The following is a 13,229-nucleotide window of genomic DNA, read 5'->3' as shown; positions in this document are numbered from 1 at the left end:
TTTACAAATGACAAGGAAGCCATGACATGCCAGTTGTTACAGAAGTCTCCCCCGATGGGCAAAAGCTGACGATCTCGGTCAAGGGGCGTTTCGATTTCGCCAAGCATCAGGAATTTCGTCAGTCCTACGAAGACAAGAAGCTATCGGCGGTGGTGGTCGACCTGAAAGACGCCACTTACCTCGACAGCTCGGCCTTGGGCATGCTGCTTTTGCTGCGCGATCATGCCGGTGGAGACGACTCCGATGTGCGCGTGGTCAACAGCAGTACCGACGTGCGCAAAATCCTCGCCATCTCCAACTTCGACAAACTGTTCGACATCAGTTGATTGCCATGCAGCCACTGGAGCCGCTGACGATCCTGATTGCCGAGGACAGCGCCGCCGATCGCCTGCTGTTGGCGAGCATCCTGCGCCGCCAGGGGCACGAAGTGCTGACGGCGGCCAACGGCGCCGAAGCGGTCGACGCGTTTCGCGAGCAACAGCCGCACCTGGTGTTGATGGATGCGATGATGCCGGTCATGGACGGCTTCGAGGCGGCCCGGCAAATCAAGGCCCTGGCCGGGGAAACCCTGGTGCCGATCATCTTCCTCACGTCCCTGTCTGAAAGCGAGGCGCTGGCCCGTTGTCTGGAGGTCGGCGGTGACGATTTTCTGGCGAAACCCTATAACCAAGTGATTCTCGCGGCCAAGATCAAGGCGATGGATCGCTTGCGGCGCTTGCAGGACACCGTTCTGCAGCAGCGTGACCAGATCGCCAGGCACCACGACTACCTGCTCAACGAGCAGCGCGTGGCCAAGGCGGTTTTCGACAAGGTGGCGCACGCCGGCTGCCTGAACGCCGCGCCGAATATCCGTTATCTGCAATCACCCTATGCGCTGTTCAACGGCGACCTGTTGCTGGCCGCGTTCACCCCGGCCGGCGACATGCACGTATTGCTGGGTGACTTCACCGGCCACGGTCTGCCGGCGGCCGTGGGCGCCATGCCCTTGGCCGAAGTCTTCTACGGGATGACCGCCAAGGGCTATGGCCTGGCGGAAACCCTGCGTGAAATGAATGCCAAGCTCAAGCGCATCCTGCCGGTGGACATGTTCTGCTGTGCCACGATGCTGTGCCTGAGTTTTCAGCGTCGTGCGGTGGAGGTCTGGAACGGTGGAATGCCCGACGGTTACCTGTATCGCATTGCCAGTGGCGAGCGCACCCCTCTGCCGGCGCGGCACCTGCCTTTGGGGGTGCTGAGTCCGGAATCCTTCGATGAGCGCACCGAAGTGCTTCCCATGGCGCTCGGCGATCGGGTGTTCCTCTTGTCCGATGGGGTGATCGACACCTGCGGCGCCAATGAACAGTTGTTTGGCGTGCAACGATTGCAGCAGGTGTTCGCCGCCAATCGTCAACCGGATGCGCTGTTCGAAGAGATCGAGCAGGCGCTGCGCGATTTCGGTGGTGAGGCGCGCGACGATGTCAGCATGGTCGAAATCAGCCTGCTGGAGCCGGAGCAGGTCACGCCACCGGCATTGGTCTACTCCGACAGCGGCCAGTCGTGCCCGCTGGACTGGTCGGTAAGCTTCGAGTTCCGCGCCGCCACGCTCAAGCGATTCAATCCCTTGCCCTATCTGTTGCAGTTGCTGCTTGAGGTGCATGGTCTTCGGGCTCAGAGCGGTGCCCTCTACAGTGTGTTGGCGGAGCTCTATTCCAACGCGCTGGAGCACGGCGTGCTGGGGCTGGATTCGAGCCTCAAGCGCAATGCCTCGGGTTTTGCGCGATATTATCAAGAGCGCAATGCCCGGCTTGGCGAGCTGCAGGAAGGCTATGTGCGGGTCCATTTGCAGGTGGCGCCGACAGACGACGGCGGTTGCCTGACGATACAGGTCGAAGACAGCGGTGAGGGGTTCGATATCGAGCGGGTGATGGAGAGGCCTTTGGACGCCATCCGCCTGTCGGGACGCGGGATCAGTCTGATCCGCCAGTTGGGGCGTAATGCCCGCTGGACCGACAATGGTCGAAGTGCACGCGTGGAGTTTATCTGGGAGGCTCTGGCATAATCCGCGCATTCTTGATCAAGGAGTGAGCAAGTGGACGACGACACACATGTGGATCGCAGCGTGCTGAGTGCATTGCGAGAAGTGATGGAAGAGGCTTATCCGGATCTGCTGGATATCTTTCTTGCGGACTCCGAAGAGCGCCTGAAAGTCTTGAGAGCGGCTGACAGTGCCGCACTGCTCGTTGAAACCGCCCATAGCTTCAAGGGCAGCAGCAGTAACATGGGGGCTCTCAAGCTGACCGAACTCTGCCACCAGCTTGAACAGCAGGCCGCCAGTTTGCCATGCTCGGCCGTTCTGGAACTGGTCGGCAAAATCGACCGCGAATTCGCCGGTATCCGCCCTCTGTACGAAGCTGAGCGACAGCGTTGCCCGGCGAAAATCTGAGCAAACGCTGCTTTTGGTCTCTATCGAGTGAAACTGGCTCGACCTTTGCAGTTATCTAACCCAACTGTACTTACGAGCCCTGTGCAGCGGAGACCGTTTCATGCCCGTTACCCCCAATATTCTGCTTCAGGCCTCCAGCCAGGCCAAGACTCAGGCTGCCTCCGCCAATCCCCCGGCAGTGGCCGCAGAGCCCGGGGACAAGGCCGCAAGCTTCGCCCATGTCTACGCCAATCAGGCCCAAAACAAGCCGACTGCGTCGGCAGATGCTCCGATCAAACCTGATCGTGAGACAACCTCCGGTGTCGGCGCAAAGAAAGACGCTGGCGACGACAAGTCTGCCGCCGGGGAGCCGGTGGTTGCCGATGGCGGCAAATCCTTGCCTGCCGACCAATCGGTGCAGGCTGACGACAAGACCGCCGGCGATGATGCGGCAGAGGTCGACCCGGCTCAAGTCGTCGATGCCGCGCCGGCCGATCCGGCGCTTGATCCCGCATTGCAGCAAGCCATACAGCCAGTAGTGTCGGCGCCAGTAATGCCAGCGCCAGCAGCGCCTGTCGTAGCCGATGCGGTGCCGCCAAAGGTTGAAGCGCCGGTAGCGGCGGCGATCGCGGCTACCAGCATTCCGGCGCCGACCCGCGCTGACGGCGACTTCGATCCCGAGGCCGATCCACTCGACGCCCTGCCGGCGTTACGCCTGGCGATGGAGCAGAGCGGTCACGTGTCGGCTTCCAGTCAGGCGCAGCCAAAGGCCGCACCGACACAGGCGCAAGTCCAGGCTGACGGTGAGCTGACGTCGGCGCAAAACTTTGCCGCCGGCATGTCGACCCTACTGGATGTTCAGGCCGACAAGGAGAGTGCCGGCAAAGGTGACGACAAGGCTTTCAGCGGCTTGATCGACGACGGTCTGAAAGATCTCAAGTCTGCCGTCAGCGACACCCGTGTCGATGATTTCGCCAACCGTCTGGCCGCGCTGACCCAGGCGGCCACACCGAAGACAGCCAATGCCTTGCCGGTGAACCAGCCGATCGCCATGCACCAGAGCGGCTGGACCGAAGAGGTGGTGAACCGGGTCATGTACCTGTCCAGTGCCAACCTCAAGGCCGCGGACATCCAGTTGCAGCCCGCTGAGCTGGGGCGTCTGGACATTCGGGTGAACATGGTTCCCGATCAGCAGACCCAGGTCACGTTCATGAGTGCGCATCCGGGCGTCCGTGAGGCGCTGGACAGCCAGGTCCATCGCTTGCGCGACATGTTTGCGCAGCAGGGCATGGGGCAGGTCGATGTCAACGTTTCGGACCAGTCCCGTGGTTCGCAACAAGGGCAGGAACAAGCCCGGCAAAGCCAGACCGGACGGACCAGCGCCAGCGGCGGCCGTATCGATTCAATGGATGACGACCTGACGCCGGGCGTCGCTGAAGTGGCTGCCACTACCACCAGCGTGATCGGCTCCAGCGCGGTCGACTATTACGCCTGATCCGGGGCACCGCACTTGTAGGCGCTGGCTTGCCAGCGATCGCGGTCTGTCAGTGACATTGTTCTTGCTGACACGGCCGCATCGCTGGCAAGCCAGCTCCTACGGGTCGGCGCACGTCGATCACTGGTTGTCTCCAATACCTCCCGATAGTTCTGGCATAACACTTGCTCTTGCCTTGCCGTGCGACTGTGAAACCCCGAATAGTGACGGATTATTGGCATGGCGAAGAGCGACGCAGCAGTAAAAGACCCCGCATCCAAAGGCAAACTCAAGCTGATCATCCTGATCGTGGTGGCCCTGCTGCTGGCGATCGGTGTGTCCGTGGGCGCGACCTGGTACTTCATGCACAGCGCTCAGAGCAAGCCTGCCGCCGTAGCGGACATCGCTCCCATCGGCAAACAGCCGGCGATATTCGAGCCGATGGCGCCGGCTTTCGTGGCCAACTTCAACCAGAACGGCCGCCAGCGCTACATGCAGGTGAGCATCACCATGCTCGGCCGCAACCAGGCGGATCTGGATGCACTCAAGGCCCACATGCCGGTGATCCGCAACAACCTGGTCATGCTGTTCTCCGGGCAGGACTTTGCGACCCTCGCGTCGCCGGTCGGCCAGGAAATGCTGCGTCAGAAGGCCACTGCCAGCGTCCAGGAAGTGGCGCAGAAAGAGCTCGGCAAAGTGGTGATCGAACAGTTGCTTTTCACTAATTTCGTACTGCAGTAGGAACACGACATGGCCGTGCAGGACCTGCTGTCCCAGGATGAGATCGACGCGCTGCTGCATGGCGTCGACGATGGTCTGGTACAGACCGAAAACGCTGCCGAACCCGGCACCGTCAAAAGCTACGACCTGACCAGCCAGGATCGCATCGTCCGTGGACGCATGCCGACCCTGGAGATGATCAACGAGCGTTTCGCCCGCTATACCCGCATCAGCATGTTCAACATGCTGCGTCGCTCGGCAGACGTGGCGGTCGGCGGCGTGCAGGTGATGAAGTTCGGCGAATACGTGCACTCGCTGTACGTGCCGACCAGTCTCAACCTGGTCAAGATCAAACCCTTGCGTGGCACCGCGTTGTTCATTCTCGACGCCAAGCTGGTGTTCAAGCTGGTGGACAACTTCTTCGGTGGCGACGGCCGGCACGCCAAGATCGAAGGGCGTGAATTCACCCCGACCGAACTGCGTGTGGTGCGCATGGTGCTGGAGCAGGCGTTCGTCGATCTGAAGGAAGCCTGGCAGGCGATCATGGAAGTCAACTTCGAGTACATCAACTCCGAAGTGAACCCGGCCATGGCCAACATCGTCGGCCCGAGCGAAGCCATTGTGGTGTCGACCTTCCACATCGAACTCGATGGCGGCGGCGGCGACCTGCACGTGACCATGCCGTACTCGATGATCGAGCCGGTGCGCGAGATGCTCGACGCCGGCTTCCAGTCGGACCTCGACGACCAGGACGAGCGCTGGGTCAACGCCCTGCGCCAGGACGTGCTGGACGTCGACGTGCCGATCGGTGCGACGGTGGCCCGTCGTCAACTGCGCCTGCGCGACATCCTGCACATGCAGCCGGGGGATGTGATCCCGGTCGACATGCCGGAAGAAATGATCATGCGCGCCAACGGCGTGCCGGCCTTCAAGGTCAAGATGGGTTCGCACAAGGGCAACCTGGCGTTGCAAGTGATCGAGCCGATCGAGCGCCGTTGACCGGCGCTCCTACCCATTCGCGGTTAACCGAATTCTGAACTTTTGCTCGCCGAGGACACTGACATTATGAACACGCAAGACGACCAGGCCCTGGCCGATGAGTGGGCCGCGGCCCTGGAAGAAACCGGTGATGCCGGGCAGGCCGACATCGACGCATTGCTCGCCGCCGACTCCGGCAACTCCGCGTCCAACCGCCTGCCAATGGAAGAGTTCGGCAGTGTGCCGAAAAACAACGATCCGGTGAGCCTCGAAGGCCCGAACCTGGACGTGATCCTCGATATCCCGGTGTCGATTTCCATGGAAGTGGGCAGCACCGACATCAACATCCGCAACCTGCTGCAACTGAACCAGGGCTCGGTGATCGAGCTGGATCGCCTGGCCGGCGAACCGCTGGACGTGCTGGTCAACGGCACGCTCATCGCCCACGGCGAAGTGGTGGTGGTGAACGAGAAGTTCGGCATCCGCCTGACGGACGTGATCAGCCCAAGCGAACGCATCAAGAAGCTGCGCTGAGTGAAAAAGTTTCTCGGGGCTGTGCTGGGGAGCGCGCTGGCCATGTCGTTCAGCGTGCTGGCGGCCGAACCGGTTGCAACGGCGACCACGGCTGCCGCGCCGGCGGTGAGCAGCGGGGTGGGTGGCCAACTGACGCAACTGGTGTTCGGCCTGTTGCTGGTGCTCGGGCTGATCTTTCTCCTCGCCTGGTTGCTGCGTCGGGTCCAGCAGGCCGGTCCGGCCGGCAAGGGGCAGGTGATCGAGATTGTCGGCTCCCGCGCGCTGGGGCCTCGCGACCGCCTGATGCTGGTGCAGGTCGGCAACGAGCAGATTCTGCTCGGCCTGAGCCCTGGCAGCATCACGGCGCTGCACGTCCTCAAGGACCCGGTGCAGGTGCCGAGCAGCGAGAAGCCGACGCCGGAGTTTGCGCAGCGCCTGTTGGAGATGTTGGGTAAAGATCAGAAGGATAAGAAGTAATGGGTGCGCTACGCATCGTTTTGACACTGGCCCTGATGCTGGCCGCGCCGCTGGCGTTCGCCGCCGATCCGCTGTCGATCCCGGCCATCACCCTGGGCACCAATGCGCAGGGTGCTCAGGAATACTCGGTCAGCCTGCAAATCCTGCTGATCATGACCGCGCTAAGTTTTATCCCGGCGTTTGTCATGCTGATGACCAGCTTCACCCGGATCATCATTGTCTTCTCGATCCTGCGTCAGGCGCTGGGCCTGCAGCAGACGCCGTCGAACCAGATCCTCACCGGCATGGCGCTGTTCCTGACCCTGTTCATCATGGCGCCGGTGTTCGACCGGGTGAACCAGGACGCCTTGCAACCGTATCTGGCGGAAAAACTGACGGCCCAGGATGCGGTCGCCAAGGCGCAGGTGCCGATCAAGGATTTCATGCTCGCCCAGACCCGCACCAGCGACCTGGAGCTGTTCATGCGCCTGTCCAAGCGCACTGACATCGCGACACCGGATCAGGCGCCGCTGACCATCCTGGTGCCGGCCTTCGTGACTTCCGAGCTGAAAACGGCGTTCCAGATCGGCTTCATGATCTTCATTCCGTTCCTGATCATCGACCTGGTCGTGGCCAGTGTGCTGATGGCCATGGGTATGATGATGCTCTCGCCGCTGATCATTTCCCTGCCGTTCAAGATCATGTTGTTCGTGCTGGTGGATGGCTGGGCATTGATCATCGGCACCTTGGCCAGCAGCTTCGGCGGTGTCTCGCCATGACGCCGGAAGTTGCGGTCGATATCTTTCGTGAAGCGCTGTGGCTGACCACTTTGATGGTGGCCGTGCTGGTGATTCCAAGTCTGCTGGTGGGGCTGTTGGTGGCCATGTTCCAGGCGGCCACCCAGATCAACGAACAGACCCTCAGTTTCCTGCCGCGTCTGTTGGTGATGCTGGTGACGCTGATCGTTGCCGGCCCGTGGCTGGTGCAGACCTTCATGGAATACATCCAGCAGTTGTACGGCAGTATTCCGCAGGTCATCGGCTAAGCCATGTCATCGCTGCTGCAGTTGACGGATACCCAGATCAGCACTTGGGTAGCGACGTTCATGTTGCCACTGTTCCGCGTCGGTACCTTGCTGATGGTCATGCCGGTGTTCGGCACCTCCCTGGTACCCAGGCGCATCCGACTGTATTTCGCCCTTGCCATCACCGTGGTCATCGCGCCGGGGCTGCCGCCGATGCCGCCAGTGAACGCGCTGGATTTGAGCGCGCTGCTGCTGATTGCCGAGCAGATCCTTGTCGGCGCGATACTGGGCTTCTCCCTGCTGCTGTTTTTCCAGGCGTTCGTGGTGGCGGGGCAGATTGTCGCGATCCAGATGGGCATGGGCTTTGCCTCGATGGTTGACCCTACCAACGGTGTGTCTGTCGCGGTGATCGGGCAGTTTTTCACCATGCTGGTGACACTGATGTTCCTGGCCATGAACGGTCATCTGGTCGTGTTCGAGGTGCTCACCGAAAGCTTCACTACGCTGCCCGTGGGCAGCGGCTTGATGGTCAATCATTTCTGGGAGCTGGCCGGCAAACTCGGCTGGGTGCTCGGCGCGGCGCTGTTGCTGGTGCTGCCGGCGATCACCGCGCTGCTGGTGGTCAACATCGCGTTTGGCGTGATGACCCGCGCCGCACCGCAGTTGAACATCTTCTCCATCGGCTTCCCGCTGACCCTGGTGCTCGGGCTGTTCATCGTCTGGGTCGGGCTGGCGGACATCGTTAATCAGTATCAACCGCTGGCCACCGAGGCCCTGCAGTTTTTACGCGAACTGGCAAAGGCGCGCTGAGTCATGGCTGAGAGCGAAAGCGGTCAGGACAAAACAGAAGACCCCACGGATAAAAAGAAAAAGGACGCCCGTGAAAAGGGTGAGATTGCCCGCTCCAAGGAGCTCAACACCCTGGCGATCATGCTCGCCGGTGCCGGTGCGCTGCTGGTCTTCGGTGGGGCGCTTGCCCAGGAGATGATGGACCTGATGCGCCTGAACTTTTCCCTGTCGCGCGACGTGGTGCTGGATCAGCGTGCGATGGGCACCTATCTGCTGCACTCGGGACAGATTGCCTTGCTGGCGATTCAGCCGGTGATGATCACCTTGCTCCTGGCGGCGTTGATCGGGCCGATCTCCCTCGGCGGCTGGCTGTTCTCCGCCGGCACCATGGCGCCGAAGTTCAGCCGTATGAACCCGGGTGCCGGCCTCAAGCGTATGTTCTCGGGCAAGGCTGTGGCCGAACTGCTCAAGGCGCTGGCGAAGTTCTTCATCGTCCTGTTCGTGGCCCTTGTGGTGTTGTCGGCGGATATCGACGACCTGTTGCGCATCGCCCATGAGCCACTGGACCGGGCGATCACTCACAGCCTGCAAGTGGTGGGCTGGAGCACGCTGTGGATGGCCTGCGGGCTGGCCATTATCGCCGCCGTGGATGTGCCGATACAGCTGTGGGAAAGCATCAAGAAACTGAAGATGACCAAGCAGGAAGTGCGCGACGAGCACAAGGATCAGGAGGGGCGGCCGGAGGTCAAGCAGCGGATTCGACAGCTGCAGCGCGAAATGTCCCAGCGGCGGATGATGGCCGCGATTCCCGAGGCTGACGTGGTCATCACCAACCCGACCCACTACGCCGTGGCCCTCAAATACGATCCGGAGAAGGGCAGTGCGCCGGTATTGCTGGCCAAGGGCTCCGACTTCCTGGCCCTGAAGATCCGCGAGATCGCCGCGGCCAACGAGATCCTGTTGCTGGAGTCGCCGGCTCTCGCGCGTTCGATTTATTACTCCACCGAGCTGGAGCAGGAAATCCCCGGCGGGCTCTATCTGGCGGTTGCGCAGGTACTGGCCTACGTCTATCAGATTCGACAGTACCGGGCGGGCAAGGGCAAGCGGCCTGATCCGCTCAAGGACGACCTGCCTATTCCACCGGATCTGCGCCGCGATTCCTGAGTCTAGCGCTGTCGCTGATGGCCCCTTCGCGGGCAAGCCCGCTCCCACAGGTTCGGCGAAAACCTTGTGGGAGCGTGGCTTGCCCGCGATGACGTCAGTCCCGGCAATACATATCCCCCTGAAAAAACTCTCTATTTCTCCCTTTGCAAAAGTTGGAAAGCTTCTTGCAATAGCCGCCCTGCGCCTGCTTCAGGCGTCAAAAGTTTGCTTTAAAGGAACGGGGAAAACCGGTGGATCGCTCTCAGTTAATCAACAGTGCCCGCAGCAACATTGCCGACCTCAGTCGAGGCAATCTGGGCGTGCCGCTGTTGCTGCTGGTCATGCTGGCGATGATGATGCTGCCGGTGCCGCCGTTCCTGCTCGACGTGTTCTTCACCTTCAACATTGCCCTGTCCATTGTCGTGCTGCTGGTGTGCGTCTACGCCTTGCGCCCGCTGGATTTCGCGGTGTTCCCGACCATTCTGCTGGTGGCGACGCTGTTGCGCCTGGCATTGAACGTGGCCTCCACGCGGGTGGTGATGCTCCACGGCCAGGACGGTCACGCGGCCGCCGGCAAGGTGATCCAGGCGTTCGGCGAGGTGGTGATCGGCGGTAACTACGTGGTGGGTATCGTGGTCTTCGCGATCCTGATGATCATCAACTTCGTCGTGGTGACCAAGGGTGCGGGGCGGATTTCCGAGGTGAGCGCGCGTTTCACCCTCGATGCGATGCCCGGCAAGCAAATGGCGATCGACGCCGACCTCAACGCCGGCCTGATCGATCAGGCCCAGGCCAAGGCCCGCCGCTCGGAAGTCGCCCAGGAAGCCGAGTTCTACGGTTCCATGGACGGTGCCAGCAAATTCGTCCGTGGTGACGCGATTGCCGGCCTGTTGATCCTGTTCATCAACCTGATCGGTGGCATGGCGGTCGGTATCTTCCAGCACAACATGAATTTCGCCGACGCCGGCAAGGTGTACGCACTGTTGACCATCGGTGACGGTTTGGTGGCGCAATTGCCATCACTGTTGTTATCGACAGCAGCGGCCATCATGGTGACCCGTGCGTCCGGCTCGGAAGACATGGGCAAACAGATCAATCGCCAGATGTTCGCCTCGCCCAAGGCACTGGCGGTGGCGGCAGGCTTGATGGCGGTCATGGGCCTGGTGCCCGGCATGCCGCACTTCTCGTTCCTGACCATGGCGGCCCTGGCGGCCGGTGGCGCTTACCTGTTCTGGAAAAAGCAGAACGTCGCCAAGGTTCAGGCCCTGCAAGAGGTCAAGCGCCAGCAGGAACTGCTGCCGTCGCCGGCCCGCGCCCAGGAAACCAAGGAGCTTGGCTGGGATGACGTGACGCCCATCGACATGATCGGCCTGGAAGTGGGCTATCGCCTGATTCCGCTGGTGGACCGCAACCAGGGCGGCCAGCTGCTGGCGCGGATCAAGGGGGTGCGCAAGAAGCTGTCCCAGGATCTGGGCTTCCTGATGCCGACCGTGCATATCCGCGACAACCTCGACCTGGCGCCGAGTGCCTATCGCCTGACCCTGATGGGGGTGATTCTGGCGGAGGCGGAAATTTACCCGGATCGCGAGCTGGCGATCAACCCGGGGCAGGTCTACGGTACGCTCAACGGCATTACCGCCAAAGATCCGGCTTTCGGCCTGGAGGCGGTCTGGATCGAAATCAGCCAGCGTGCCCAGGCGCAGTCCCTCGGTTACACGGTGGTGGATGCCAGCACAGTGGTGGCCACCCACTTGAACCAGATACTCTACAAGCACTCCAGTGAACTGATCGGTCACGAAGAAGTGCAGCAACTCATGCAATTGCTGGCCAAAAGCTCGCCGAAACTGGCGGAAGAGCTGGTGCCGGGCGTGGTTTCGCTGTCGCAGCTGCTCAAGGTGCTGCAAGCGCTGTTGGCCGAGCAAGTGCCTGTTCGCGATATCCGCAGCATTGCCGAGGCCATCGCCAACAATGCCGCCAAGAGTCAAGATACCGCCGCACTGGTGGCTGCTGTGCGGGTTGGCGTCTCCCGTGCAATCGTCCAAAGCATTGTAGGGACTGAGTCGGAGCTGCCAGTCATCACGCTGGAGCCAAGGTTGGAACAGATATTGCTCAATAGTCTGCAAAAGGCAGGACAAGGCTCGGAAGAGGGCGTTCTGCTGGAGCCAAGCATGGCTGAGAAGCTGCAACGCTCGTTGATCGACGCGGCGCAGCGTCAGGAGATGCAGGGTCAGCCGGTGATTCTGCTGGTGGCCGGTCCGGTTCGCGCGATGCTCTCGCGATTCGGCCGGCTCGCAGTCCCGGGTTTGCACGTGTTGGCTTACCAGGAAATCCCTGACAACAAGCAAGTGACCATCGTTGCGACAGTAGGGCCCAACGGCTGAGGTAGTGGTTTATGCAAGTTAAGCGTTTTTTCGCCGCCGATATGCGTCAGGCCATGAAGCTGGTTCGCGATGAGCTGGGCGCTGATGCAGCCATTATCGGCAACCGCCGGATTGCCGGGGGCGTCGAGCTGACGGCTGCGCTGGATTACAAGTTGTCGGCGCTGGCGCCGCGTGTTCCGAACATGGAGCTCGAAGACGAGCTGCGCAAGACTCAGTCGCGGATCGTCACCGCCCAGGCCGAATTGAGCCTGCGCAGCGATGGCGAGAGCGACAATGCGACCAACCGCCAGTTGTTCGCCGGCCTGCCGTTGACCGCCGCCGAGCCGCTGATCGAACCGACCTACGCCGAACCCCGTCGCCCCGCACCGGTTGCTGAGCCTGCGTCCAGTGGCGTGGACCCGCGTGCGTTCGACTCGATGCGCTTCGAGCTCAATAGCCTGCGCGAACTCATGGAAGTACAACTCGGGTCCCTGGCCTGGAACCAGCTGCAAGGCAGCCGTCCGGACCAGGCCAACCTCTGGCGTCGCCTGCAACGCATTGGCCTGTCCGGCCCGCTGTCGCGCGACCTGCTGGCACTGATAACCGAAATCCAGGAGCCTCGTCAGGCCTGGCGTATGTTGCTGGCGCACCTGGCGCGCATGATCGTTACCCCGGACGTCGAGCCGCTGGAAGAGGGCGGAGTCATCGCCATGGTCGGCCCTGCCGGCATGGGCAAGACCACGACCCTGGCCAAGCTGGCTGCCCGTTACGTGCTCAAGTACGGCGCGCAGAACATTGCGCTGGTGAGCATGGACAGCTTCCGCATCGGCGCCCAGGAACAACTCAAGACCCTGGGGCGCATTCTCAATGTGCCGGTGACCCACGTCGATCCGGGCCAGTCCCTGGTGCAGGCGCTGGATCCATTGCTGCGCAAGCGCGTGGTGCTGATCGATACCGCCGGCCTGCAGGCCAGCGACCCGGCCCTGCGCATGCAGCTCGAAAGCCTGGCCGGTCGTGGCATCCGCTCAAAAAATTATCTGGTCCTGGCAACCACCAGCCAGAAACAGGTTCTAACCGCCGCTTATCACAGTTACAAGCGTTGCGGGCTCGCCGGCTGCATCCTGACTAAACTGGATGAAACGGCAAGCCTGGGCGAGGTGTTGAGCCTGGCCATCAGTCATGAGCTGCCAGTGGCGTACCTGACCGATGGCCCGCGGATTCCGGATGATCTCCATCTGCCGCGCCGTCATCAGTTGGTCAGTCGCGCCGTCAGCGTGCAAATGCAGGAAGAACCCAGCGAAGAAGCCATGGCTGACATGTTCGCTGACATCTACCACAGCCCGACCAAGCAGGTCGGCTAAGGTAATAATG

At 61.7% G+C, this 13,229-nt stretch carries 14 protein-coding genes; all 14 read left to right on the top strand.

Annotated elements, in window-relative coordinates; all coding sequences use genetic code 11:
• The first annotated feature begins 26 nt into the window (after positions 1 to 26).
• Entirely contained in the window at positions 27 to 326 is a 300-nt protein-coding gene (locus AB7M25_RS22330) for an STAS domain-containing protein (RefSeq protein ID WP_454238005.1), read from the top strand.
• 5 nt (positions 327 to 331) lie between these two features.
• Entirely contained in the window at positions 332 to 2,038 is a 1,707-nt protein-coding gene (locus AB7M25_RS22325) for an ATP-binding SpoIIE family protein phosphatase (RefSeq protein WP_454238004.1), read from the top strand.
• Between the two features lie 84 nt (positions 2,039 to 2,122).
• On the top strand, positions 2,123 to 2,422 hold the full coding sequence (locus tag AB7M25_RS22320) for an Hpt domain-containing protein (protein WP_429385909.1): 300 nt from the start codon (positions 2,123 to 2,125) through the stop codon (positions 2,420 to 2,422).
• 100 nt (positions 2,423 to 2,522) lie between these two features.
• Entirely contained in the window at positions 2,523 to 3,896 is a 1,374-nt protein-coding gene (locus AB7M25_RS22315; RefSeq protein WP_429516851.1) for a flagellar hook-length control protein FliK, read from the top strand.
• A gap of 219 nt (positions 3,897 to 4,115) precedes the next feature.
• Complete coding sequence (gene fliL / locus AB7M25_RS22310; RefSeq protein WP_429516849.1) at positions 4,116 to 4,616, top strand: flagellar basal body-associated protein FliL; 501 nt, start codon at positions 4,116 to 4,118, stop codon at positions 4,614 to 4,616.
• A gap of 9 nt (positions 4,617 to 4,625) precedes the next feature.
• Entirely contained in the window at positions 4,626 to 5,594 is a 969-nt protein-coding gene (fliM, locus tag AB7M25_RS22305; RefSeq protein ID WP_103394738.1) for a flagellar motor switch protein FliM, read from the top strand.
• A 66-nt stretch (positions 5,595 to 5,660) separates the two neighbouring features.
• Entirely contained in the window at positions 5,661 to 6,107 is a 447-nt protein-coding gene (fliN, locus tag AB7M25_RS22300) for a flagellar motor switch protein FliN (RefSeq protein ID WP_015096241.1), read from the top strand.
• Entirely contained in the window at positions 6,108 to 6,563 is a 456-nt protein-coding gene (gene fliO / locus AB7M25_RS22295; RefSeq protein ID WP_429516847.1) for a flagellar biosynthetic protein FliO, read from the top strand. It abuts the gene before it with no gap.
• Positions 6,563 to 7,321, top strand: coding sequence for a flagellar type III secretion system pore protein FliP (gene fliP, locus AB7M25_RS22290; protein WP_090324267.1), 759 nt, complete (start codon positions 6,563 to 6,565; stop codon positions 7,319 to 7,321). Before fliO ends, fliP begins: the two co-directional genes overlap by 1 nt.
• Positions 7,318 to 7,587, top strand: coding sequence for a flagellar biosynthesis protein FliQ (fliQ, locus tag AB7M25_RS22285; protein WP_007975354.1), 270 nt, complete (start codon positions 7,318 to 7,320; stop codon positions 7,585 to 7,587). The genes fliP and fliQ overlap by 4 nt, the downstream gene beginning before the upstream one ends.
• A 3-nt stretch (positions 7,588 to 7,590) precedes the next feature.
• Positions 7,591 to 8,376 (top strand): flagellar biosynthetic protein FliR, encoded by a 786-nt coding sequence (fliR, locus tag AB7M25_RS22280; RefSeq protein WP_429396808.1) that lies wholly within the window; start codon positions 7,591 to 7,593, stop codon positions 8,374 to 8,376.
• A 3-nt stretch (positions 8,377 to 8,379) separates the two neighbouring features.
• Complete coding sequence (flhB, locus tag AB7M25_RS22275; RefSeq protein WP_454238003.1) at positions 8,380 to 9,519, top strand: flagellar biosynthesis protein FlhB; 1,140 nt, start codon at positions 8,380 to 8,382, stop codon at positions 9,517 to 9,519.
• 230 nt (positions 9,520 to 9,749) lie between these two features.
• Complete coding sequence (gene flhA, locus AB7M25_RS22270) at positions 9,750 to 11,879, top strand: flagellar biosynthesis protein FlhA (protein ID WP_429385798.1); 2,130 nt, start codon at positions 9,750 to 9,752, stop codon at positions 11,877 to 11,879.
• An 11-nt stretch (positions 11,880 to 11,890) separates the two neighbouring features.
• Positions 11,891 to 13,219: a flagellar biosynthesis protein FlhF gene (flhF, locus tag AB7M25_RS22265; RefSeq protein ID WP_429385800.1), complete on the top strand. Its 1,329-nt coding sequence runs from the start codon at positions 11,891 to 11,893 to the stop codon at positions 13,217 to 13,219.
• The last annotated feature ends 10 nt before the right edge of the window (positions 13,220 to 13,229 follow it).

This window comes from Pseudomonas sp. AP3_22 TE3818 (assembly GCF_053628995.1).
This window is presented reverse-complemented; position numbering and strand designations above follow the sequence as displayed.

What these genes read in the sequence shown, in the direction of transcription:
- AB7M25_RS22330 (WP_454238005.1), top strand. Translation starts at nt 27, where the DNA reads ATGCCAGTTGTTACAGAAGTCTCCCCCGATGGGCAAAAGCTGACGATC.
- AB7M25_RS22325 (WP_454238004.1), top strand. Translation starts at nt 332, where the DNA reads ATGCAGCCACTGGAGCCGCTGACGATCCTGATTGCCGAGGACAGCGCC.
- AB7M25_RS22320 (WP_429385909.1), top strand. Translation starts at nt 2,123, where the DNA reads ATGGAAGAGGCTTATCCGGATCTGCTGGATATCTTTCTTGCGGACTCC.
- AB7M25_RS22315 (WP_429516851.1), top strand. Translation starts at nt 2,523, where the DNA reads ATGCCCGTTACCCCCAATATTCTGCTTCAGGCCTCCAGCCAGGCCAAG.
- fliL (WP_429516849.1), top strand. Translation starts at nt 4,116, where the DNA reads ATGGCGAAGAGCGACGCAGCAGTAAAAGACCCCGCATCCAAAGGCAAA.
- fliM (WP_103394738.1), top strand. Translation starts at nt 4,626, where the DNA reads ATGGCCGTGCAGGACCTGCTGTCCCAGGATGAGATCGACGCGCTGCTG.
- fliN (WP_015096241.1), top strand. Translation starts at nt 5,661, where the DNA reads ATGAACACGCAAGACGACCAGGCCCTGGCCGATGAGTGGGCCGCGGCC.
- fliP (WP_090324267.1), top strand. Translation starts at nt 6,563, where the DNA reads ATGGGTGCGCTACGCATCGTTTTGACACTGGCCCTGATGCTGGCCGCG.
- fliQ (WP_007975354.1), top strand. Translation starts at nt 7,318, where the DNA reads ATGACGCCGGAAGTTGCGGTCGATATCTTTCGTGAAGCGCTGTGGCTG.
- fliR (WP_429396808.1), top strand. Translation starts at nt 7,591, where the DNA reads ATGTCATCGCTGCTGCAGTTGACGGATACCCAGATCAGCACTTGGGTA.
- flhB (WP_454238003.1), top strand. Translation starts at nt 8,380, where the DNA reads ATGGCTGAGAGCGAAAGCGGTCAGGACAAAACAGAAGACCCCACGGAT.
- flhF (WP_429385800.1), top strand. Translation starts at nt 11,891, where the DNA reads ATGCAAGTTAAGCGTTTTTTCGCCGCCGATATGCGTCAGGCCATGAAG.